The organism is Knoellia sp. S7-12 (assembly GCF_040518285.1).
Lineage (GTDB): Bacteria > Actinomycetota > Actinomycetes > Actinomycetales > Dermatophilaceae > Knoellia.
Window position 1 is genome coordinate 903,655 of record NZ_CP155449.1, and the last position, 21,785, is coordinate 925,439.

Consider the following 21,785-nt stretch of genomic DNA (forward strand, 5'->3'; position numbering starts at 1 on the left):
GGTTGACTAGGACGCGACCAACCGGATTGACCCAGGAACGACGACACAACCAGGAAGTGCACCGTGGACGCTGCCCACATGGGGGCCGACCTCGAGCGGGTCCTCATCACCGAGGACGAGATCCAGGCCAAGCTCGCCGATCTCGCCGAGGAGATCGCGCAGGAGTACGCCGGCAAGGACCTGCTGCTCGTCGGCGTCCTCAAGGGAGCGGTGATGGTCATGGCCGACCTGATGCGCGCCCTGCCCATGACGGCGCCCGTCGATTGGATGGCGGTCTCGTCCTACGGCTCGGGCACCAAGAGCTCCGGCGTCGTCCGCATCCTCAAGGACCTCGACGCCGACATCTCCGGCAAGCACGTCCTCATCGTCGAGGACATCGTCGACTCGGGTCTGACCCTGTCGTGGATCAAGGCCAACCTCGAGTCGCGCCGGCCGGCCTCCGTCGAGATCGTCACCCTGCTGCGCAAGCCCGAGGCCGCCAAGGTCGAGGTCGACGTCAGGTGGGTCGGGTTCGACATCCCCAACGAGTTCGTCGTCGGCTACGGCCTCGACTACGCCGAGCAGTACCGCGGCCTGCGCCAGGTCGGCACGCTCGCCCCCCACGTCTACAGCTGACCGCAGACCGGAGCCTTGCGATGGCCGCGGATCTCGTCGTCCCACTCGCCCCTAGTGTGTGGCGCATCCGGCTGTTGCGCGACTTCATCAATGGGTTCATCTTCCGTGACGACGACGGTCAGGTGACGCTCGTCGACATGGGACTCAAGACACACGGCCCCAAGGTCATCGGGGCGCTGTCAGCCATCGGCTCGGGGCCGAGTGACGTCACCCGCCTCCTGCTCACCCACGCGCACCCCGACCACGCGGGCGGTGCTGCCCATGTGTCTCGCGAGACAGGCAAGCCGTTCGGCATCCACGAGGGCGACGCCGACTTCGCCCGCAGCGGCCAGTCGCCGCCACGGGACGGCACCCTGCGGATCGGCGCCCTGGCCAACCGGCTCATGGGCGGGCGGCAGGCGTTCGAGCCGATCGAGGTCGGCGAGACCTTCGTCGACGGACAGGTCGTCCCCGTCGCTGGCGGCCTCGAAGTGGTCCACACGCCCGGGCACTCACCGGGGCACGCGGCATACCTCCACCGCGACAGCGGCGTCCTCATCACCGGTGATTCGATCTTCAACGTGCGTGGCCTGCGCTGGCCGATCAAGGCGTTCTGCACCAACTTCGTCATGACGATGCAGACGGCGGAGCGACTGACGACACTCGACTACTCGACCGCTGCCTTCACCCACGGCGCTGAGTTGCGCGACAACCCGCGAGCCGCGATCGGTGCGTTCCTCGCCCGCAACCGGAACTGAGGGCCAAGCGCTCGCGGAACACGCGGCATACGCCGGTCGTTGTCCCGATCGGACGCGCCCCGTGGAGCCAGCTCTCTGACGGGTAGCGTGTGCACCCAGATCTGTGCCGCCCGAGCGCGCACGGAGATTTCGCCGATCAGGAGGACGTGGGGCCACTGGCCCCATTCACATTCATGGATGCCAAGCGCGTGTTCAAGACCCCGTTGTTCTGGGTCCTTGCCGTCATCGCCATCACCGTGGTGATGTTCTCGCTCGGGGGTGACGACGGCTACGCGACGATCGACACCGCGAAGGCCGAGAAGCTCATCACCGACAAGAAGGTCGACAAGGCCGAGTTGACGAGTGACAACGTCCTCAAGCTCGACCTCAAGAAGGACGCGGCCTACACCGACAAGGGCGCCAACATCGCGGACGCCGACAAGGTTCAGGCCGAGTTCGTCGAGGCCCGCGCCGAGTCCCTGGTCGAGCTGGTCAACGCCAACGAGCCCACCAACGGCTACAACGACAAGCGCGAGACCCAGAACCCGTTCTTCACGCTCCTCATCAGCATCTTCCCGATCCTGCTGCTCGTCGGCCTCTTCTGGTTCATCATGAGCCAGTCCCAGGGCGGTGGCTCCCGGGTCATGCAGTTCGGCAAGTCCAAGGCCAAGCTCGCCACCAAGGACACGCCCAAGGTCACCTTTGACGATGTCGCCGGCGCTGACGAGGCCGTGCAGGAGCTCTACGAGATCAAGGAGTTCCTCTCCGACCCGGCCAAGTTCCTCGCCGTCGGAGCCAAGATCCCCAAGGGTGTCCTCCTCTATGGCCCTCCCGGAACCGGCAAGACCCTCCTCGCGCGCGCCGTTGCCGGCGAGGCCGGGGTGCCGTTCTACTCGATCTCCGGCTCGGACTTCGTCGAGATGTTCGTCGGTGTCGGTGCCTCGCGTGTCCGCGACCTCTTCGAGCAGGCCAAGGCCAACGCGCCCGCCATCGTCTTCGTCGACGAGATCGACGCCGTCGGTCGCCACCGCGGCGCCGGCATGGGTGGCGGTCACGACGAGCGCGAGCAGACGCTCAACCAGCTGCTCGTCGAGATGGACGGCTTCGACGTCAAGACCAACGTCATCCTGATCGCGGCGACCAACCGCCCCGACATCCTCGACCCCGCGCTCCTGCGCCCGGGCCGCTTCGACCGTCAGATCGCCGTCGAGGCCCCCGACATGCTCGGCCGCCACCGCATCCTCGAGGTCCACTCGCAGGGCAAGCCGATGGCACCCGGTGTCGACCTGCTCGCTGTCGCGCGACGCACGCCCGGCTTCACCGGTGCCGACCTCGCCAACGTCCTCAACGAGGCCGCGCTCCTCACGGCTCGCACGGACAAGAAGCTGATCGACGACTTCACGCTCGACGAGGCCATTGACCGTGTCATCGCCGGTCCGCAGAAGAAGACGCGGATCATGTCGGCCAAGGAACGCAAGATCACGGCCTACCACGAGGGTGGTCACGCGCTCGTCGCGTCGGCCATGAACAACACCGACCCGGTCACCAAGGTGACGATCCTGCCTCGCGGTCGGGCCCTCGGCTACACGATGGTCATGCCGCTCGACGACAAGTACTCCACGTCGCGCAACGAGATCCTCGACCAGCTCGCCTTCGCCCTCGGTGGACGCGTCGCGGAGGAGATCATCTTCCACGACCCGACGACCGGGGCCGCAAACGACATCGAGAAGGCCACGGCAATGGCCCGCAAGATGGTCACCGAATACGGCATGAGCGAGCGCGTCGGTGCGATCAAGCTCGGGCAGAGCCAGGGTGAGGTCTTCCTCGGCCGCGACCTGGGTCACCAGCGCGACTACTCCGAGAAGATCGCCGGCATCGTCGACGAGGAGGTGCGTGCCCTCATCGAGGCCGCGCACGACGAGGCCTGGCACGTCATCAATGCCAACCGCGATGTCCTCGACCGGCTCGTCCTCGAGCTGCTCGAGCGCGAGACCCTCAACCAGAAGGACCTCGCGATCATCTTCGAGGACATCGTCAAGCGCCCATTGCGCCCGACGTGGCTCTCGAGCGAGCACCGCGGGATCTCCCACCAGCCTCCGGTCATGACACCGGCCGAGCAGGCAGCCCTCAACGGCCACGACCCTTCCGGTGCGCCGGCCGGGGCCCACGCCAACGAGGGTGACCCGGCGACGGTCGCGGCGATCGACAAGGCCGCCACGGACGGCGCGCACCCGGCTGCGGCTGTGGGCGAGGAGCACCCGACGACGCAGGTGATCGAGGTTCCCGAGGACCAGCGTGTCGACCCCAACGCCCACTGAGCCGGGGTCGGCTTCGGCCGACAGTGTGACACCGCCTCAGGTCGACCACGAGCGTGCGCGCGCTGCTGTGCGCGAACTGCTCTTCGCGATCGGGGAGGACCCCGATCGCGAAGGTCTGCGCGACACTCCGGACCGCGTTGCGCGTGCCGCAACGCAGTTGTATGCCGGCCTGTCCCAGGACCCGGGCGACGTCCTGTCCGCGCGCTTCTCGATCGACCACGAAGAGCTCATCATCGTGCGCGACATCGAGATCTTCTCGACCTGTGAGCACCACCTCCTGCCGTTCCACGGCGTCGCCCACGTCGGCTACATCCCGGCGACGGACGGCACGGTGACAGGCCTGTCGAAGCTGGCACGGCTCGTCGACGTCTTCGCTCGCCGGCCTCAGGTCCAGGAGCGCATCACCACCCAGGTGGCCGACGCCCTCGTCGAGCAGCTGGGGGTGCAGGGCGTCATCGTCGTCATCGAGGCCGAGCACCTCTGCATGTCGATGCGCGGCGTGCACAAGCCCGGCTCCCGCACCATCACGTCGGCCGTGCGCGGCCAGTTGCGCGACCCCGCCACCCGGGCAGAGGCGATGTCGCTCCTGCTCGGCGGCAAGCGGTGAGCGGTGAGCGGCACGCGGTGATCTCGCTCGTTGCCGGTCCGCGGCCCCTGGTCATGGGGGTCGTCAACGTCACCCCCGACTCGTTCAGCGACGGTGGCGCGTGGTTCGAGCCCGACGCCGCGATCGCGCATGGGCGTGAGCTCGTCGCCGCCGGTGCCGACCTCATCGACGTCGGCGGTGAGTCGACCCGCCCGGGTGCGGTGCGGCCACCGGTCGAAGAGGAGCTGCGCCGGGTCGTTCCCGTGGTGCAGGCTCTCGCCGCCGAGGGTGCGGTCATCTCCATCGACACGATGCGGGCCTCCGTTGCCTCAGCAGCACTCGACGCCGGAGCCGCGCTCGTCAACGACGTCAGTGGGGGACTCGCGGACGGTGAGATGGCAGCGCTCGTCGCGCAGGCCGGCGTACCCTTCATCGCCATGCACTGGCGTGGGCACAGCACCGACATGCAGTCGCGCGCGGTCTATGACGACGTCGTCGCAGACGTGTGCACTGAGTTGCGCGCCCGCGTGGAAGCATTGCAGGACAGCGGAATCCATCCTGAGAACATCATCCTTGACCCCGGGTTCGGGTTCGCCAAGAACGCCGAGCACAACTGGGCCCTGCTGCGTCGGCTCGATGAACTCGTCGCACTCGGGCACCCGCTCCTCGTTGGCACGTCACGCAAGACGTTCCTCGGGCGGCTCGGTCGCCCCGAAGGCGCCGAGCCGAGCCCAGCCACCGAACGTGACCTCACCACCGCTGTGACGTCGTTCCACGCAGCGCGCCACGGTGCCTGGGCGGTGCGCGTCCACGACGTCGCCGCGACCGTGCAAGCCCTCGACGTCGCCGACGCCCTGAAGAGTCCCGATGGCAAGGTGGGCTCATGAGCGATCGCATTTCCCTCAAGGGCATCTCCGCCAAGGGCTTTCACGGTGTCCTCGACTTCGAGAAGCGCGACGGCCAGACGTTCGTCGTCGATGTCGAGATGGAGGTGGACCTCGCGCCAGCAGGCACGAGCGACGACCTCGGGGACACCGTCAACTACGCCGAGGTTGCCGGGGACATCGTCGATCTCGTTGCCGGGGAGTCCCTCGACCTCATCGAGGCGCTCGCCGATCGCATCGCCGCCAAGGTCCTCACACGCCCGCTCGTCGAAGCGGTCATCGTCACGGTGCACAAGCCGCAGGCGCCCGTCGGTCATCCCTTCACCGACGTCGCCGTCTCCGTTGAGCGGCTGCGCGAGACACCGGTCGTCATCGCGATCGGGTCCAACATGGGCGAGTCGGTCGACACCATCCAGAACGCTGTTGGCTCCCTCTGGCTCGCGCTCGAACTCAAGGGCGCGTCTCGGGTCTACGAGACCGCGCCGGTGGGTGGACCGGCCCAGGCGACCTATCTCAATGCCGTGGTCATCGGAACGACGTCCATGTCCCCCCAGCGCCTGTTGCGCACGATGCAGGACATCGAGCAGGACAACGGCCGGGTCCGCAAGGAACGGTGGGGACCGCGCACTCTCGATCTCGATCTGATCCAGTACGGCGACCCCGTCTTTGACACCGATGTCCGGCTCGCGACCGAAGCGCTGACGCTGCCGCACCCACGCGCCCACGAGCGCGGGTTCGTGCTCGTCCCCTGGGCCGATGCCGACTCCGAAGCGACGTTGCGCGTGGACGGTGAGGTGCGTCGAGTCGCAGAACTTGTCGCCGAGGTCGGCACCGGCGGCGTCACGCTCGGACCCGACGTCGATCTGTTGGAGGACGGATGGTGACCGGACACGGTGTTCGTGCTCGGGTCGCGGTCCTGGTCTCGCTGGTCGTGGGTCTGGTCTCGTGGCTGGTCTGGCACCTGGTCACCAGTGACGGCTCGCTCGTGCCTCGTCCGTCGTGGCTCGCGGCGATCCTGCTCGCCGGGATGGCTGCGTTCGTCGCCGGCTTCGCCTGGCCAGTGCGGTCCTATCTCTTGAGCCGATCCACCCGGCGCCTGGATCCGCTGCGCGCTGCGCGCGTCGTCGTGCTCGCCCAGGCGGCCACGCTCACCGGGGCTGCTGCCGCTGGTTGGTATGCCGGGCAGTTGGCCGTCGTCGCCGGTGGCCTTGCGCTCGTGGCCAACGAGGACCGCCTCTGGCGACTGGCGATCCTCGTGGGGGCCGGCGTCGTGCTGTCCATCGCCGGACTCGTCGCTCAGCACTGGTGCCGCGTCGATCCGCCTTCTGAGGACTGACCTGCAGGCTCAGGCGAGCGAGGCCCAGACGACCCAGTTGCCCTTGTAGTGGCCGCCCTGCACGGGCGTGGTGGGGTCACAGGTGATGAGCCGCAGGAGGGGCTTGGGGTTGGACGCGTCCCAGATGGAGTCGTCCTTGGGGACGGCCTTCTTGGAGAGCGCCTGGGACTTGGTGGCGGTGAAGCTCACGGTCTGCCCGGACGTGTAGACGACGGTGATCTTGTCGCCGCTGCGGACCTTGGTGAGGTGGCCGAAGGTGTCGAGCTCGATCTCGTGGGAGCGGCGGTTGATGTGTCCGGCGAGGATCGAGGCGCCAGGCCAGCCGGGCCTGGCCCAGCCCTTCTCGGCATACCAACCGGCGACCCCGAACGGTGGTGCGAGCACTCCCTTGGCGTCGAGGCGGCTCGGGACGAGGTCGGCGTCGACGAGGGTCCTGCCGGTGGTGCTGACGACGACCACGCGCTTGGGGTCACCCTTGGGCTTCACGGTTGACGGGCCGAAGGTGGGCGCCTTGACTGTGGGCTTGGCCTGGGGGGTGGGGGTCGCGGTGGCCGTGGACGCGCTCGGACGCGGACTGGGCGAAACTGTTGGGCTGGGCTGGGGCGTCGGCGTGGGCACAGACGTGGACGTGGGCGCCAGGGCCCGGCCCTCGCGGGACTCCGAGGAGTCACCGCGAATGGCCAGGCCCCAGACGAGAAGTGCGACAGCAGCAGCGACGGGGACCGCCGCAGCAACCGCGATCAGTCGCCGACGGTCAGTGGCGAGCGGCATTGCGTCGGGTGAGCGTCAGGCCGCCCACGAGGATGAATGAGCCAGCACCGGCCGCGGCGAACGGCAGCCAGGACGGGGACGTCGGCTGCGCGACGTCGGTCTGGACGACGTCCGGACGAACCGGGCCGGACGGGGTCGGAGTGGGCGTCCCCGTGGGCGGTGCGGCCTTCGCGGTGACCTGGTCGATGGTGAGGTCCTGGTCGTCGTCGGCAACGCACTCCAGGGCGGCGAAGGTGCCCGTCTCGTCGTCACCGGTCGCGAAGAACACCCCGAGGTCACCTGCAACGTAGGTGTAGGTGCCCGCCCCGTTGATGCGGATGGAGTCGGCGACGCCGTCCTCGGTCGTGAGGGTGAAGCCGCCCGAGGCGGGAACACTCAGCTTCTCGAAGAAGAACTCCGTCTCGCGGTCGGCTTCGGTCTCCTCGATCCCGGCCAGCATGCCGGCGCCGGCAATGCCGTCGGTGATGCCGAGCGTGCGCAGCTCGGAGGCGACGTCGTCGCCGAAGGTCAGCGTGGCGGCGACCGGCTCCAGCTCGACACGCGAACCCACTGCGGCGGTGGCGCCGTCCTCGATCGCGGAGTCGAAGCTGGCCGTGGCGTTGAGGCCCTCGATCTCGACGAACTCGGGGATGTCCTCTGCGGCCTCGGCCGCGTCGACCTCGCCCTCCTCGACGGACTTGAGCATCTCGCGCTCGTCGGAGCTGAGGTCCTCGAGGTCGATGTCGGTCGGCAGGCTGAAGAGCGTGCACGTGTAGGCGATGTCGTCGCTGGCGGCCTGCGCCGACGGAGCGAGGGTGAGGGCAGCGGTGGCGGCAAGCGCTGTGAAACAGACTCGACGCAGGGCAGCAGAGGTCATGGGAGTCTTTCGGGAGAGATCAGCAAGGTCTCGCGCAACATAGCGGTCGCGGGCTCAGCACGTCCCGCAAATGGTCAACACTCACTTGTCGACGTCGCCGACGACGAAGAACGTCGAACCCAGGATCGCCACCATGTCGGAGACGAGCGTTCCCGGCAGCAGTTCGGTCAACACCTGCACGTTGTTGAACGACGCCGACCGCAGCTTGAGCCGCCACGGTGTCTTCTCGCCGCGAGACACGAGGAAGTAGCCGTTGAAGCCGAGTGGGTTCTCGGTCGCGACATAGGTCTCGCCCTCGGGCACCTTGAGCACCTTGGGCAGTCGCTGGTTCACCGGGCCGGCAGCCATCGACCCCAGGATCGACAGGCAGTGCTCGACGAGATCGAGGCTGACGTGCACCTGCTCGAGCAGGACCTCGAGGCGTGACAGGCAGTCGCCAGCGGTGCGGGTCACGACCCGGCCGGGACCGCCCTCGCCGAACAGCTCGCCATAGGCGAGGTAGGGCGCGTCGCGTCTGAGGTCGATGTCCAGTCCCGAGGCGCGCGCGATCGGACCGGAGACTCCGTATGCCGCCACGGTCGCCGCATCGAGAACGCCCACCCCGCGGGTGCGTGCGTTGAGAATTTCGTTGCCCACGAGCATCGACTCGAGGTCGGGGAGTCGGCCGCGCACGGCCTGGACAGCGGAGTCGACGCGACCGAGCCACCCGGCGGGAACGTCCTCCTTCAGGCCGCCGACCCGGTTGAACATGTAGTGCATCCGCCCGCCCGACGCCTCCTCCATGACCGCCTGCAGCTCCTCGCGCTCACGGAACGCATAGAAGACAGGAGTGATCGCGCCGAGCTCGAGCGGATAGGAGCCGAGGAACATGAGGTGTGACAGGACGCGGTTGAGTTCGGCCAGCATCGTGCGCAGCCACACCGCTCGCTCGGGCACTTCCATGCCGAGCATCTCCTCGACCGCGAGGACGACGCCGAGCTCGTTGCTGAACGCTGACAGCCAGTCGTGCCGGTTGGCGAGCACGATGATCTGCCGGTAGTCCCGGACCTCGAACAGCTTCTCGGCGCCGCGGTGCATGTAGCCGATGATCGGCTCGGCGTGGATGATGCGCTCGCCGTCGAGGGTGAGGCGCAGGCGAAGGACGCCGTGTGTCGCCGGGTGCTGAGGGCCGATGTTGAGGACCATGTCGGCTGTGGCGAGCCCGCCCGCGCCGACAGCGACGGTGGTCGTCTGCGTGGGTGCGGGTGTCGGCTCAGGCATGGCCCCGAGTATGCCGCGTCATCGCCCAGTGGAACCCGCCGAGTCCGTGCGGGTCAGTGAGCGCGGCGATCGTCGAGGCCCGGCCGAGCGCGTGCACGTAACCGAGCGGGTCCGCTGTGGCGCCAGCATGCTCGGGTGTCGCGGCGGTCAGTCCCAACCGATGGAAGAGCTCTCGCTGGGTGACGACCTCGTCGGCCCCGAGGGAGTCGGTCGCGACGTGGGCGGTGAGGTCACGCTGCCCGTCCGGGATCGCGTCGGTCAGGGTCCCTTCCCGGTATGCCGTGAGCGTGCCCTGCGTAGGTCGCGTCGCCTTCGTGTGTCCGTAGTCCACAGCGATGGTGACGCCGGTTCGGCTGCGGGACAACAGGTCTGCGAAGGCGATGTCTCTGCTCAGTCCGACTTCGACCCGATTGCCCGGCTTCGCGGTCGGCCACCAGGTGTCGGCCCAGTCGCGGTCAGCGGTGCTCACCTCGTCACCGAGCGACTCAGCGCCGGCCGCGTTCACGAGCACCCCACGCAGGACTCCGTCGTGGTCGACCTCTGCGATGGTGCACGGCACGACGTCCAGCCACTCATGGGCGAGCACGAGCGCGTCGATCTCGCGGAGGTCGTCCGGCAACTCGCCTCCACCGGGGGAGCGCAGCCACTCGACGCGCCGGGGCAGGTCCACCGGGCGCTCGACGATGTCGACCCCGACGAACTCGAGGTCCGGCCTCTTGTCGTGCAGGTGAGTCAGCAGCTCGCCGCGCCCGCACGCAAGGTCGACCACCCGGCATACGCCGGCTTGGTCGGCAAGGCTCGCGACGACCTCGGCGAGGACGGCACCCAGCCCTCCGTGAGCCGACGTCGTGAAGTGTCCCGCGGGACCCTCGGCGCGACGATAGAACCCGTTCGGCCCATAGAGCGCGTCCCACCACGCGTCACGCCACGGTCGAGGACTCACCCCCGCAACCTACGACAGCTAATCCATTCGCGTCCGAGCCGGCATGGAGGCAAACTCGACGCACGTGAACCCCTTGACCGAGAACGAGATTCGCAGCAGCTTCGTCAACGCCTCCAAGCGGGAGGTGGCGCAGGCGAGCCTTCCCGACCTGAGCGCGCTCGACTGGGAGCGCCTCGAGTACCTCGGGTGGCGGGACAGCAAGCGGCCGCTGGGCTATGCCGTCGTCGTGATCGACGATGTGCCGAGAGGCATCATCCTGCGCGCTGCACCACCGGCGAGTGCGCTGGGAGGTCGGCGTCGGAGCGCGATCTGCGCGTGGTGCGAGGACCCGATCGAGACCAAGGATGTCAGCCTGTATGTCGCCAAGAGGGGCGGCGCCGCGGGCCGCAACGGCGACACGATCGGCACGCTGATCTGCACCGAGTTCGCCTGCTCGAGCAACGTGCGACGCAAGCCCACGTTCACCGAGCTCGGCTCCGACGAACCGTCCGCCCGCGAGGAGTTCATCGAGCGCCGAGTCGCCGGAGTACAAAGCCGCTCGACCAAGTTCGTCGCAGCCATCTGACCCCGCCTTCAACCCGCCTTGTGTGCCTGTGGGGACGCTCTGGCGTCCTCACAGACACACAAGGCGAGGTCGGCTGCCGGGTCTGTGGATGACCCAACGGCGTATTTCAAGAAGTTGGGCAGCATCGACCCATGCCCCCCATCCCTGAGCCCGTGCTGAAGCTCGCGAATGGCCAACGTGGCCTCGTTGCGCGCCGCCAGCTGGGTGCTGCACGAGTCACAAAGAGCAGTGTGCTCGCTCAGCTGACTGCTGGACGGTGGATGGAGCGGAGTTCTGTGGTCGTCAGCACGTTCACGGGGGAGCTCACACGGGAGCAGCGTGCGTGGCTGGGCGTACTCCATGCTGGGCCGCCGGCGATCGTCGGTGGCTACACCGCGCTGGAGATTCACGGGCTGAAGAACTGGCACCGTGACGACGTCACGATCTTGGTGGACGACGAGGAACACCTCGATCCACTCGACGGCATCGACTGGTTCCGCACACGTCGACCGCTCGACCTGTGGCACTCCAAGAAGCACGAACTTCCCATGGCCAGGGTGGAGCCAGCGGCATTGGTGTGTGCGGCATACGAGCCGTCGTGGCGCACAGCCCAGGGTCTGTTGGCGGCGGTGGTGCAGCAGCGCCTCACAACCCCAGCAGATTTGCGTGAGCAGATGGAACGGATGAAGCCTCTCTGTCGCGCGCCACAGTTTCGAGTCCTGCTGACGGACTTCGAGGGTGGCGCTCAGTCAGTGGCCGAAGTTGACGTCAAGCGGATGTGCCTTGACTACGGCTTGCCGCTGCCGAACCGACAGAAGCGCCGCAAGGATCGAGCGGGGAAGTGGCGCTACACCGACTGTGAGTGGGATCTCCCAGACGGCAGGGTTCTGGTGCTCGAGATCGATGGGGCGTTCCACATGGAGGTGGAGCACTGGGAAGACGACATCCAGCGGCAACGGGGCCTGACCACGCCCGGCCGCATCATCGTTCGAGGGACGGCGCGCGAGGTCAGGGACGAGCCGTTTCAGCTCGCGGCGGACCTCAGAGCCCTCGGACTCGGCGCCTTGTGTGCCTGAGGGGACGTCAGAGCGTCCCGTGGGGCACACAAGGCTTAGGTTTGGTGCGTGACTCATCCAGCCCGCCTCTCCATCGGCGTCATCGGCGCCGGTCGCGTCGGCGCCGTGCTGGGTGCCGCTCTCGCCCGCGCTGGCCACCACGTCCATGCCGTGTATGCCGTGAGCGACGAGAGCCGTGAACGTGCGGCAGCGCTCCTCCCGGGTGTTCCGGTCAAGGACATCCCCGGTGTCATCGACGGCGCCGACCTCGTGCTGCTCGCGGTCCCGGATGAGGCCCTCGCCGAACTCGTCGTCGGGTTGGCCGCGACCGACACGTGGCAGGCGGGGCAGATCGTCGTGCACACGAGCGGCCGCTACGGGACTGACATCCTGCGACCGGCCCTGAGCGCCCACATCCTGCCTGTCGCGATCCACCCCGCGATGACCTTCACCGGGACTGCGCTCGACCTGGGCCGGCTCGCGGACTGTGCGTTCGGGGTCACGGGTCCTGATGTGTTGCGCCCCCTGGCTGAGGCCCTCGTCGTCGAGATGGGGGGTGAGCCGGTGTGGGTCGATGAGGACCAACGGGCTGCCTATCACGCAGGACTGGCCCACGGTTCGAACCATCTCGTCACCCTCATCGCCGAAGCGATGGAGGTCCTCGGGGCCGCTGGAGTGGAGGAGCCACGGGCCGTGCTTGGCCCACTCGTCCGGGCCGCGCTCGACAACGCTCTGCGTCTCGGTGACGCAGCGCTCACTGGGCCCGTGGCCCGCGGCGATGTGAGTACCGTGGGCACGCACCTTCGTGAGCTGGAGCGGATCTCGCCCGAGATCAGGACGACCTATGTCGCCCTGGCTCGCGCCACCGCGGTGCGTGCACTCGAGAGCGGTCGGCTCCAACCATCGGCCGCCGAACCTCTCCTCGACACCCTCGCCGACCAGGAGCCCACGTCTTGACGCAAGCCGAACTGAACGGAAACGCCACTGTGACAACGGTCGTCGCGAGCACCCGTGACGAGCTGCGCGAGGCGCGCGCCGCACTGGCAGGGTCCGACGTCGCCGTCGTCATGACGATGGGTGCCCTCCACGAAGGTCACGCCCAGCTGTTGCGCGAGGCCCGTCGATCGGCCGACCACCTCATCCTCACGATCTTCCTCAACCCGCTGCAGTTCGGGCCCAAGGAAGACCTGTCGCGCTACCCACGCACCTTCGACGACGACCTTCGGATCGCCACGGCCGAGGGCGTCGACATCGTCTTCGCGCCCACTCCAGATGTCGTCTATCCCGAGGGCGACCCCGGCGTGCGCGTCTCGGCCGGCCCTCTCGGTGACGTCCTTGAGGGCAAGTCCCGCCCGGGGCACTTCGACGGGGTTCTCACAGTCGTCGGCAAGCTGCTCCACCTCACCGGTGCCACGCGGGCCTTCTTTGGCCAGAAGGACGCCCAGCAGCTCCTGCTCATCCGTCGCATGGCCCGCGACCTCGACTTCCCCGTCGACGTGGTGTCGGTCCCGACCGTCCGCGAGGACGACGGCCTTGCTCTGAGCAGCCGCAACATGTATCTCACCGACTCCGACCGTGAGGTCGCCCTCTGCCTGAGCCGCGCACTCACCGCAGGAGCCGATGCGTCGGCATACGGTCCGTCCGCGATTCGCCGAGCGGCCCGCGAGATCCTCGTGGAGGAGCCGCTCGCCCTCGTGGACTACCTCGTCCTCGTCCACCCGAGCACCTTGCAGGACGTCCCCGAGTGGTACCGCGGGGAGGCGCTCCTCGCGATCGCCGCCCGCGTCGGCACGACCCGGCTGATCGACAACACCCCGATCCTCGTGGGCCCCGGGGGTGGGAGACTCGATGTCTTCTCGCAGCCTGTCACCCCGGGCATTCCCGCTCGCCCGGCCGACTCAACCGGCATGAGAACTGGCACGAACCAGGAGCCCTTGTGATGTACCGCTACATGCTGCACAGCAAGATCCACCGCGCGACGGTGACGCAGGCCGACCTGCACTACGTCGGCTCGTTGACGATCGACCTGGACCTCATGGAGGCCGCAGACCTGCTGCCCGGTCAGCAGGTTGACGTGGTCGACGTCGACAACGGCAACCGCCTCACGACCTACGCCATCGAGGGCGAGCGCGGCTCCGGAATCGTCTGCATCAACGGTGCGGCGGCCCGGCTCATCTCGCCCGGCGACACCGTCATCATCATCGCCTACGCCTCCATGTCAGACGAGGATGCGCGGGCTCATGACCCGCACGTGGTCTTCGTGGACAAGGACAACAGGATCGTCGAAGTGGGCGACGACGGTGGCGACGTTCCTGAGGGCTTCGGGCTCAGGACGTCGGCCGTGACGAAGCGCTCACACGGGTGAGTGCGACTCCGACAGGGGACGCCGGTATGCCTGGTGTTCCGGTCGACGTGCGGCTTCCGCGCGCGCTCGCTGCACCGGCTCCCGGCTGGACGACGTCCGCTGACGTCATCGTCGTCGGATCGGGCATCGCCGGGCTGACGTGCGCGCTCCGGTTGAGGGAGCGCGTCGACAGGGTCCTCCTCGTGACCAAGACGGTCCTCGACGAGGGTTCGACCGCGTGGGCCCAGGGCGGCATCGCGGCCGCACTCCACCCCGAGGACTCTGCCGACGAGCACCTCGAGGACACCCTCGTGGCCGGGGTCGGGTTGTGTGACCGCGAGGCCGTGGAGGCCCTCGTCACCGAAGGCCCCAAGCGGGTCCGACAGCTCGTTGCGCTCGGCGCGGAGTTCGATCGTGATGCCGAGGGCGAGATCAAGCTGACCCGCGAGGGCGGGCATCACCGCGATCGCATCGCTCACGCCGGCGGCGACGCCACCGGTCGCGAGATCTCGCGCGCTCTCATCGCCGCCCTCGACCGGGTGCGTCACGACCCGGGCATCGAGGTCGTCGAGCACGCCCTCGTCGTCGACCTCCTCCAGGACGGTGCTGCCGATGAAGCCCCCGTCATCGGCGTGACCCTCCACGTCATCGGTGAGGGACAGCTGGACGGTGTCGGCGCGGCCTACGCCCGTGCCGTTGTCCTGGCCACCGGTGGGCTCGGCCAGATCTACACCTCCACGACCAACCCGCCCGTCGCGACCGGCGACGGGATGGCGGCGGCGCTGCGTGCGGGTGCGCGCATGACCGACCTCGAATTCATCCAGTTCCACCCGACCGTGCTCTTCCTCGGTGAGGGTTCGACGGGGCAGCAGCCACTCATCTCGGAGGCCGTGCGCGGCGAGGGTGCGTTCCTCGTCGATGGTGCCGGTGCTCGCATCATGGAGGGTCGACACGAGCTGGCCGACCTTGCGCCACGTGACGTCGTGGCCCGCGCCATCCTCGAGACGATGCGTGACCAGGACACCGACCACGTCTTCCTCGACGCCCGGCACCTCGGTGCGAAGTTCCTCGAGGAGCGCTTCCCGTCCATCATGGCGTCGTGTCGCTCGCTGGGTTTCGACCCGGCCACCGACCTGCTGCCGGTCGCCCCGGCGCAGCACTACGCCTCGGGTGGGATCGAGACCGATCTGCGTGGTCGCTCGTCGCTGCCCGGGCTCTATGCCTGCGGCGAGTGCTCCTGCACCGGCGTCCACGGTGCCAACCGCCTCGCCTCCAACAGCCTCCTCGAAGGCCTTGTCTTCGCGAGCCGCATCGCCTCCGACATCCCCGCCCGGATCACCGAGGGTGAGCTGCCCGAGCCGAAGCCATTGGCGCCGATGCATGCCGGTGGCCCCGATGCCGGGCCGGGTGCGCTGCTCGACAATTCGCAGCGGCTCACGGTGCAGCGGGCGATGACGAACGGCTCCGGGCCGGTGCGCTCGGCCGAGTCGACCGCAGCCACCGCTGCTGCGCTCGGTGACCTCGCCGCGTTGCCGCCGACGACCGCCGAGCCGGGACCCAAGACCTGGGAGACCACCAACTTGCTGCATCTCGGGCAGGCCCTCACCGAGCTGGCCCACCGCCGCGCAGAGACCCGTGGCGGCCATGTGCGTTCTGACTTCCCCGAGCGTGACGACGCGCGTTGGCTCGTCCGCCAGAGTGTGGTCGTGTCGCCTGATCGTTCCCTCACCGTGACCGAACGGAGTATGCCGTGAGCTCGCCCTCGTCATCCGACCTCGCCTTCCCGACCGAGGACGCCCGTCGGGTCATCACCGGTGCACTCGACGAGGACCTCGGTGGTCCCGACGGGGTCGACGTGACAACGACCGCGACGATCCCCGAGTCGCAGGCAACGCGAGCCGCGATCGTGGCCCGTGAGGATGGCGTGGTGGCTGGTGTCGACGTCATCGCCCTGACCTTTGACGAGGTCGCTCGACGGCTCGGAGCGGACCCGATCGCTTTGGCCGTGAAGATGGTTGACGGCGACCGAGTCGTGCGCGGCGACGTCATCGCCGAACTCTCCGGGTCGACCCGCGTGACCCTCACGGGTGAGCGCACGGTCCTCAACGTCCTCTGCCGCCTCTCGGGCATCGCCACGCACACGCGCCGTTGGGCCGACGTCCTCGAGGGGTCTGGCGCAACCGTTCTCGACACCCGCAAGACGACTCCGGGACTGCGCGCCCTCGAGAAGTTCGCCGTGCGAGCAGGCGGTGGCACCAACAAGCGCATGGGCCTGCACGACGTCGCAATGATCAAGGACAACCACAAGCTGGCCGCTGGAAGTCTTGGGGCGGCATACGCCGCTGTGCGTCAGCAGTTCCCGGAGGTTCCGGTCCAGGTCGAGGTGACCACGACGGAAGAGGCTCTCGAGTCAGTCAAGGCCGGGGCGCGGTTCCTGTTGTGCGACAACATGTCCACGCAACTCCTGCGGGCGACGGTGGAGGCGGTGCGCGCGACCGGTGAGAGCGTCGAGCTCGAGGCGACCGGTGGGCTGACCCTTGAGGTGGCGGCGGACTATGCCGCGACGGGGGTCGACTATCTCAGTGTCGGCGGCCTGACCCACTCGTCGCCGATCCTCGACCTCGCCCTCGACCTCCGTCCCTAACTCGCCAATTCCTCCCCTCCGGGACAGACACGCCGTGTGTGTCGCGTCCCGCGGAGGAGGAATTGGCGAGTTCGGGACAGCTGGGTCAGCGGCCCTTGCGGAGGGCTGGTGTGCCGGCGGCGATGGTCGCGGGGTGGACGAAGAGCGGCAGCAGCCGGCGTGACGCGGGCGTGCGCAGTGCCTTGACCGCGGCCAGATGGGCCTCGCACCGCACGACCAGCTCGTCATAAGCGCCCTGACCCATGAGCTCGACGAGCTCGGCCCGGTTGCTGCGATAGACCGGTTCGGCGCCGACGTGGGCCTCGGGGTTGCCGGAGCAGTACCAGTCGAGGTCGTGCCCGCCCGGACCCCAGCCACGACGGTCGTACTCACCGATCGAGACCTCGAGGTATTTCGTGTCGTCAGGCTGCTTGACGGTCCGGAACGTGCGGCGGATCGGCAGCTGCCAGCACACGTCGGGCTTCTGGGTGTGCGGCGGCTTGCCGGTGAGGACCGCGTGCTGGTGGAGGGCGCAGCCGGCCCCGGCAGGGAAGCCGGGGCGGTTGTGGAAGATGCAGGCGCCGTCGACGACCTTGGTCTTGCGGGCGCCGTCCTCGAGCTCGGTCCACGCCGAGATCTTCGTCGGATTCTTGCGGTCGGGGCGCAGCTGCCACTCGTCCTCGCCGAGCTCCTCCACGGCTGCGGCGACCCGCTTGAGGTCATCGTCATCGGAGAAGTGGGCCCCGAGGGTGCAGCAGCCGGCGTCCGGTTGGTCGGCATAGATGCCCTCGCAGCCCGAACCGAAGATGCACGTCCAGCGTGAGGTCAGCCAGGTGAGGTCGCAGCGGAACCGCTGTGCGGGGTCGGCAGGGTCGGGGAACTCCACCCAGGTGCGGGGGATGTCGAGCGGAGTCTCAGCCACCGGGTCACCCTATGCCGCCGATGCCGACTACCGTGGCACCATGCGGCTTGGGGTCATCGATGTGGGTTCGAATACGGTGCACCTCCTCGTGGTCGACGCCCACATGGGCGCACAGCCGCTTCCGACGAGTTCGCACAAGCGCGAGTTGCGCCTCTCCGAGCACGTCACGGACATCGGTGAGATCGACGAGGCGGGCCGTGGGCGGCTCGCCGACTTCGTCGCGGAGTGCCTCACCGTCGCTGAGGACCAGGGCGTCGAGGACCTCATGGGCTTTGTCACAAGTGCGATCCGCGAGGCGCCCAACGGCGACGAGGTCCTCGCCGAGGTCAAGGAACGCACCGGTGTCGTCCTCGACGTGCTCTCCGGCGAGGAAGAGGCGCGGTTGACCTTCCTGGCCGCTCGCCGCTGGTTCGGCTGGTCGGCCGGAACCCTCCTCGTCGCCGACATCGGTGGTGGCTCGCTCGAGATCGCCCAGGGCATGGATGAGGATCCTGACGTCGCCATCTCGCTTCCCCTCGGGGCCGGCCGGGTCACTCGCGACCACCTGCTCGGTGACCCTCCGGGTGTCGAGGCCGTGCGAGCCGCCCGCAAGCACGTGCGCGCCACGATCGCGCGCCAGCTGCGCCCGCTCACCAAGGCCGGGGCGCCGGACCGCGTCGTCGGGACCTCCAAGACGATGCGGTCCCTCGCACGCATCACGGGCGCTGTGCCAAGCTCTGAGGGCATGTATGCCGCCCGCTACCTCGAGCGTGCCGCTCTCGACGCGATGCTGCCCGAGATCGCGACCATGCCGGCGGCACAGCGCAGCTCGCTCCCGGGTGTCTCGGCATCGCGGGCCCACCAGCTCCTCGCCGGCGGCATCGTGGCGTCCGCGACGATGGACCTGCTCGGCGTCGACCGCCTGGAGATCTGCCCCTGGGCCCTGCGCGAGGGCATCATCTTGCGCAGACTCGACGGAATGCACTGATGGCGGCCGGCGACGCCGTGATCATCTCGGACATCCCGGTCGCCCTGTCCACGGCGTCGGTCTATCCCGAGAACTGCGCCGCCGCCTTCCAGCACGCCGCCAGGTTGGGCTATGACGGCGTCGAGGTGATGGTCTGGACCGATCCGGTGACCCAGGAGGCAGGTGCGCTGCGCGCACTCTCCGAGCTCCACGGCATACCCATCGTGTCCATCCACGCACCGACGCTGCTGATCAGCCAGCGGATCTTCGGGGTCGAGGCCTGGGGCAAGGTCGACAGGTCGATCGAGCTCGCGCACGAAGTCGGTGCCGAGACCGTCGTGCTGCACCCGCCGTTCCGGTGGCAGAAGGAGTACGCCCGCGACTTCACCGACGGCATTGCGACGCGCGAGCACGAATCGGGTATCACCCTCGCCGTCGAGAACATGTTCCCGTGGCGGGTCGGTGGTCGCGAGATCGAGGCCTACCTGCCGCACTGGGACCCGGTGCCGCAGCCCTATGACCATGTGACGCTCGACCTCTCGCACACGGCGACCGCCGGATCCGATGCGCTGGCCATGGTGGAAGCACTCGGCCCACGCCTTGCCCACCTGCATCTGGCTGACGGGCTCGGGTCGATGAGGGACGAGCACCTGGTTCCCGGGCGTGGGTCGCAGCCGTGTGCCGAGGTGCTGGATGTGTTGGTGCACAACGGTTTTGATGGCGCCATCGTCGTCGAGGTCTCCACCCGCCGGCTGACCGTCGATCAGCGCGAGCTCGCCCTGGCCGAGTCGCTGGCGTTCTGCCGACTCCACCTCGCCTCAGCGGTCGAGGGTGAGGGTGCCTCGTGAGCCCGCGCGGACGGCGTCCCGGGGGAGAGGACACGCGTGCCGCGATCATTGCCGCCGCCAGGGTCGAGTTCTCCCAGCGGGGCTATGACGGAACCTCGCTGCGCGGCATCGCCCGGGAGGCCGGCGTCGACGCCAAGTTGGTCCACCACTACTTCGACGGCAAGACGGAGCTGTTCGCCGAGGTCATGTCCTTCCCCGCCAACCCCGCAGTCCTCGTCGAGCGGATTGCCGCGGCCCCCCGTTCGCAGTTGGGCGAGACGCTCGCGCGGGTCTTCCTGACGGTGTGGGATGCCCCCGAGGGGCGGGAGCGGTTCGCGGCGATGTTTGCCGCTGCAGCGGCCCACGAGGAGCACGCCCGGATGGTCCGAGAGTTCGTCGGCCGCGAGATCCTCCATCGCGTGGTGGAGACGATGAGGGCGGACGGGATGGAGCCGGTGCGTCCGGGGGAGTCGCTCGAGACGCGGGTCGCCCTCGGTGCCGCGCAGCTGATCGGCATGGGAATGCTCCGCTATGTCGTCAAGGTGCCAGCGGTGGCCGACGCCTCGATCGAGGAGCTGGTCGCCATCCTCGGCCCGACCCTCCAGAACCACCTCGTCCCGCCGTCCAGCTGAGCATGGGCGTCCGCACCTGGCGGCTGGGGTTGTCGACGTGCCGGCCGCAAGGCTTGTGCCAGATGCCGTGTCGGGTCTAAATTCATCACATGATGAAAAACGCGAACGCGGACGCGATCGTCGTGGAGCGCCTGCGCGTGGTCCGCGGCGACCGCGAGGTCCTGCCCGACCTCAGCCTGACCGTGCCTGCCGGCCAGGTCGTGGGACTGCTCGGGCCCAGCGGGGGAGGCAAGTCCACCCTCATGCGCGCCATCGTCGGGGTGCAGAAGGTCGCTTCCGGCGATGTCAGCGTGCTCGGCGAACCCGCGGGATCGCCCGGCCTGCGCCATCGCGTCGGCTACGTCACGCAGTCACCGAGCGTCTACGCCGACCTCTCGGTGCGCCACAACCTCGCCTACTTCGCCAAGGTCCTCGGCGCACCCAAGGGCGCCGTCGACCGGGCCATCGACTCCGTCGACCTCGCGAGCCACGCAGATGCCTCGGTCGGCAATCTCTCCGGCGGGCAGCGGTCGCGGGTCTCGCTCGCCGCAGCCCTCGTCGGCGATCCCGAGTTGCTCGTCCTCGATGAACCGACGGTCGGCCTCGACCCGGTCCTGCGCCGCGACCTCTGGGACCTCTTCCGCCGCCTCGCCCACGACGAGGGGCGCACCCTGCTCGTCTCGAGTCATGTCATGGACGAGGCCACTCGCTGTGACCGCCTGCTCCTCCTGCGGGAGGGCGTCATCCTCAGCGACTCCACCCTCCCCGAGCTGCTCGACCGCACCGGCGCACCTGATGCCGAGAAGGCGTTCCTCGCCCTGGTCGATGCGGCCGCGGCCACGACAGGAGGCCGGTCATGAACCCGCGCATCACCCTCGCCACGGCCGCGCGCATCCTGCGTCAGCTGCGCGCCGACCACCGCACCATCGCGTTGATGCTCGTCGTGCCGTGCGTCCTCATCGGTCTGCTGGCCTGGATCTTCGACGGCACACCGGTCTTCGATCGCGTGGGTGCGGCGCTGCTGGGTGTCTTCCCCTTCGTCGTGATGTTCATCGTGACGAGCGTGGCAACGCTGCGTGAACGCACCTCGGGCACCCTCGAGCGGCTCCTCACCACACCGCTCGGCAAGGGGGACTTCATGCTCGGCTACGCCCTTGCCTTCGGGGTGATGGCCGTCGTGCAGGCCCTTGTCGCAACGGGATTCGCCGTCTGGGTCTGCGACCTGGACGTCGCGGGCCCGACGTGGCTGCTGGTCGTCGTCGCGGTCTGTGACGCACTCCTCGGCACTGCGCTGGGCCTGCTGGTGAGCGGCTTTGCGTCCAGCGAGTTCCAGGCGGTGCAGTTCATGCCGGCGTTCGTGCTCCCACAGTTCCTCCTGTGCGGACTGCTCGTCCCGCGTGACTCCCTGCCGTCGGTCCTGTCCACGTTCTCGGACTACCTACCCCTCTCGTATGCCGTGGACGCGATGCGCACGATCGCTGCGGTTCCCGAACCACTGAGTGACGTTTCGAGCGACATCGGGATCATCATCGGCGCCATCGTCCTGGCGCTTGCCCTCGGGAGTCTGACCCTGCGCCGCCGCACCGCCTGACCCAGGCTCGACGCTGGAGGTGGGGCGAGAGGAGGTG

Annotated in this window: 24 protein-coding genes; 19 read left to right on the top strand and 5 right to left on the bottom strand. The window is 68.6% G+C overall.

From position 1 onward, the window contains the following. The first annotated feature begins 63 nt into the window (after positions 1-63). The 7 genes from hpt to V6K52_RS04330 all read left to right on the top strand — a co-directional run bounded on the left by hpt (position 64) and on the right by V6K52_RS04330 (position 6,455). Positions 64-615 (top strand): hypoxanthine phosphoribosyltransferase, encoded by a 552-nt coding sequence (hpt, locus tag V6K52_RS04300; RefSeq protein WP_353952667.1) that lies wholly within the window; start codon positions 64-66, stop codon positions 613-615. Between the two features lie 20 nt (positions 616-635). Then, entirely contained in the window at positions 636-1,352 is a 717-nt protein-coding gene (locus tag V6K52_RS04305; RefSeq protein ID WP_353952668.1) for an MBL fold metallo-hydrolase, read from the top strand. Positions 1,353-1,525: 173 nt separating this feature from the next. Then, complete coding sequence (ftsH, locus tag V6K52_RS04310) at positions 1,526-3,649, top strand: ATP-dependent zinc metalloprotease FtsH (protein ID WP_353952669.1); 2,124 nt, start codon at positions 1,526-1,528, stop codon at positions 3,647-3,649. A gap of 25 nt (positions 3,650-3,674) precedes the next feature. Further along, positions 3,675-4,256: a GTP cyclohydrolase I FolE gene (gene folE, locus V6K52_RS04315; RefSeq protein ID WP_353953714.1), complete on the top strand. Its 582-nt coding sequence runs from the start codon at positions 3,675-3,677 to the stop codon at positions 4,254-4,256. A gap of 17 nt (positions 4,257-4,273) precedes the next feature. Continuing rightward, the gene (gene folP / locus V6K52_RS04320; protein WP_353952670.1) at positions 4,274-5,122 is read left to right on the top strand and encodes a dihydropteroate synthase; all 849 of its coding nucleotides are present in this window, start codon (positions 4,274-4,276) and stop codon (positions 5,120-5,122) included. Next, a complete protein-coding gene (gene folK / locus V6K52_RS04325) occupies positions 5,119-6,003 on the top strand; it encodes a 2-amino-4-hydroxy-6-hydroxymethyldihydropteridine diphosphokinase (protein ID WP_353952671.1) in 885 nt (294 codons plus the stop codon). The genes folP and folK overlap by 4 nt, the downstream gene beginning before the upstream one ends. Continuing rightward, positions 5,997-6,455, top strand: coding sequence for a DUF3180 domain-containing protein (locus tag V6K52_RS04330; protein ID WP_353952672.1), 459 nt, complete (start codon positions 5,997-5,999; stop codon positions 6,453-6,455). The genes folK and V6K52_RS04330 overlap by 7 nt, the downstream gene beginning before the upstream one ends. Before the next feature lie 9 nt (positions 6,456-6,464). Here V6K52_RS04330 and V6K52_RS04335 read toward each other — a convergent pair whose 3' ends face one another. The 4 genes from V6K52_RS04335 to V6K52_RS04350 all read right to left on the bottom strand — a co-directional run bounded on the left by V6K52_RS04335 (position 6,465) and on the right by V6K52_RS04350 (position 10,285). After that, the gene (locus V6K52_RS04335) at positions 6,465-7,226 is read right to left on the bottom strand and encodes a class F sortase (RefSeq protein WP_353952673.1); all 762 of its coding nucleotides are present in this window, start codon (positions 7,224-7,226) and stop codon (positions 6,465-6,467) included. Beyond that, positions 7,210-8,082, bottom strand: coding sequence for a DUF6801 domain-containing protein (locus V6K52_RS04340; RefSeq protein WP_353952674.1), 873 nt, complete (start codon positions 8,080-8,082; stop codon positions 7,210-7,212). Before V6K52_RS04340 ends, V6K52_RS04335 begins: the two co-directional genes overlap by 17 nt. Positions 8,083-8,163: 81 nt before the next feature. Next, positions 8,164-9,342 (bottom strand): NADH-quinone oxidoreductase subunit D, encoded by a 1,179-nt coding sequence (locus V6K52_RS04345; protein ID WP_353952675.1) that lies wholly within the window; start codon positions 9,340-9,342, stop codon positions 8,164-8,166. Continuing rightward, positions 9,335-10,285, bottom strand: a complete 951-nt coding sequence (locus V6K52_RS04350; RefSeq protein WP_353952676.1) for an SAM-dependent methyltransferase — start codon at positions 10,283-10,285, stop codon at positions 9,335-9,337. The genes V6K52_RS04345 and V6K52_RS04350 overlap by 8 nt, the downstream gene beginning before the upstream one ends. 64 nt (positions 10,286-10,349) lie before the next feature. Here V6K52_RS04350 and V6K52_RS04355 point away from each other — a divergent pair, with 64 nt between their 5' ends. From V6K52_RS04355 to nadC, 7 genes are all read left to right on the top strand, one after another. After that, complete coding sequence (locus tag V6K52_RS04355) at positions 10,350-10,850, top strand: FBP domain-containing protein (RefSeq protein ID WP_353952677.1); 501 nt, start codon at positions 10,350-10,352, stop codon at positions 10,848-10,850. 131 nt (positions 10,851-10,981) lie between these two features. Continuing rightward, positions 10,982-11,905, top strand: a complete 924-nt coding sequence (locus V6K52_RS04360; protein WP_353952678.1) for a hypothetical protein — start codon at positions 10,982-10,984, stop codon at positions 11,903-11,905. Positions 11,906-11,953: 48 nt separating this feature from the next. Further along, a complete protein-coding gene (locus V6K52_RS04365) occupies positions 11,954-12,841 on the top strand; it encodes a DUF2520 domain-containing protein (RefSeq protein WP_353952679.1) in 888 nt (295 codons plus the stop codon). Then, the gene (gene panC, locus V6K52_RS04370; protein WP_353952680.1) at positions 12,838-13,824 is read left to right on the top strand and encodes a pantoate--beta-alanine ligase; all 987 of its coding nucleotides are present in this window, start codon (positions 12,838-12,840) and stop codon (positions 13,822-13,824) included. The genes V6K52_RS04365 and panC overlap by 4 nt, the downstream gene beginning before the upstream one ends. Then, positions 13,824-14,249 carry an aspartate 1-decarboxylase gene (gene panD / locus V6K52_RS04375; protein WP_353952681.1) on the top strand — a complete coding sequence of 142 codons (426 nt, stop codon included), beginning with the start codon at positions 13,824-13,826 and terminating at the stop codon, positions 14,247-14,249. Before panC ends, panD begins: the two co-directional genes overlap by 1 nt. Before the next feature lie 26 nt (positions 14,250-14,275). Next, the gene (locus V6K52_RS04380; protein WP_353952682.1) at positions 14,276-15,982 is read left to right on the top strand and encodes an L-aspartate oxidase; all 1,707 of its coding nucleotides are present in this window, start codon (positions 14,276-14,278) and stop codon (positions 15,980-15,982) included. After that, positions 15,979-16,872: a carboxylating nicotinate-nucleotide diphosphorylase gene (gene nadC, locus V6K52_RS04385; protein ID WP_353952683.1), complete on the top strand. Its 894-nt coding sequence runs from the start codon at positions 15,979-15,981 to the stop codon at positions 16,870-16,872. The genes V6K52_RS04380 and nadC overlap by 4 nt, the downstream gene beginning before the upstream one ends. 85 nt (positions 16,873-16,957) lie before the next feature. Here nadC and V6K52_RS04390 read toward each other — a convergent pair whose 3' ends face one another. Then, positions 16,958-17,773: a hypothetical protein gene (locus V6K52_RS04390; protein WP_353952684.1), complete on the bottom strand. Its 816-nt coding sequence runs from the start codon at positions 17,771-17,773 to the stop codon at positions 16,958-16,960. Positions 17,774-17,813: 40 nt separating this feature from the next. Here V6K52_RS04390 and V6K52_RS04395 point away from each other — a divergent pair, with 40 nt between their 5' ends. From V6K52_RS04395 to V6K52_RS04415, 5 genes are all read left to right on the top strand, one after another. Then, positions 17,814-18,740, top strand: coding sequence for a Ppx/GppA phosphatase family protein (locus V6K52_RS04395; protein ID WP_353953715.1), 927 nt, complete (start codon positions 17,814-17,816; stop codon positions 18,738-18,740). Beyond that, positions 18,740-19,567, top strand: a complete 828-nt coding sequence (locus V6K52_RS04400; protein WP_353952685.1) for a sugar phosphate isomerase/epimerase — start codon at positions 18,740-18,742, stop codon at positions 19,565-19,567. Before V6K52_RS04395 ends, V6K52_RS04400 begins: the two co-directional genes overlap by 1 nt. Then, positions 19,564-20,178: a TetR family transcriptional regulator gene (locus tag V6K52_RS04405; RefSeq protein ID WP_353952686.1), complete on the top strand. Its 615-nt coding sequence runs from the start codon at positions 19,564-19,566 to the stop codon at positions 20,176-20,178. Before V6K52_RS04400 ends, V6K52_RS04405 begins: the two co-directional genes overlap by 4 nt. 89 nt (positions 20,179-20,267) lie before the next feature. Beyond that, complete coding sequence (locus V6K52_RS04410) at positions 20,268-21,017, top strand: ABC transporter ATP-binding protein (RefSeq protein ID WP_353952687.1); 750 nt, start codon at positions 20,268-20,270, stop codon at positions 21,015-21,017. Continuing rightward, positions 21,014-21,748: an ABC transporter permease gene (locus tag V6K52_RS04415; RefSeq protein ID WP_353952688.1), complete on the top strand. Its 735-nt coding sequence runs from the start codon at positions 21,014-21,016 to the stop codon at positions 21,746-21,748. Before V6K52_RS04410 ends, V6K52_RS04415 begins: the two co-directional genes overlap by 4 nt. Positions 21,749-21,785 lie beyond the last annotated feature (37 nt).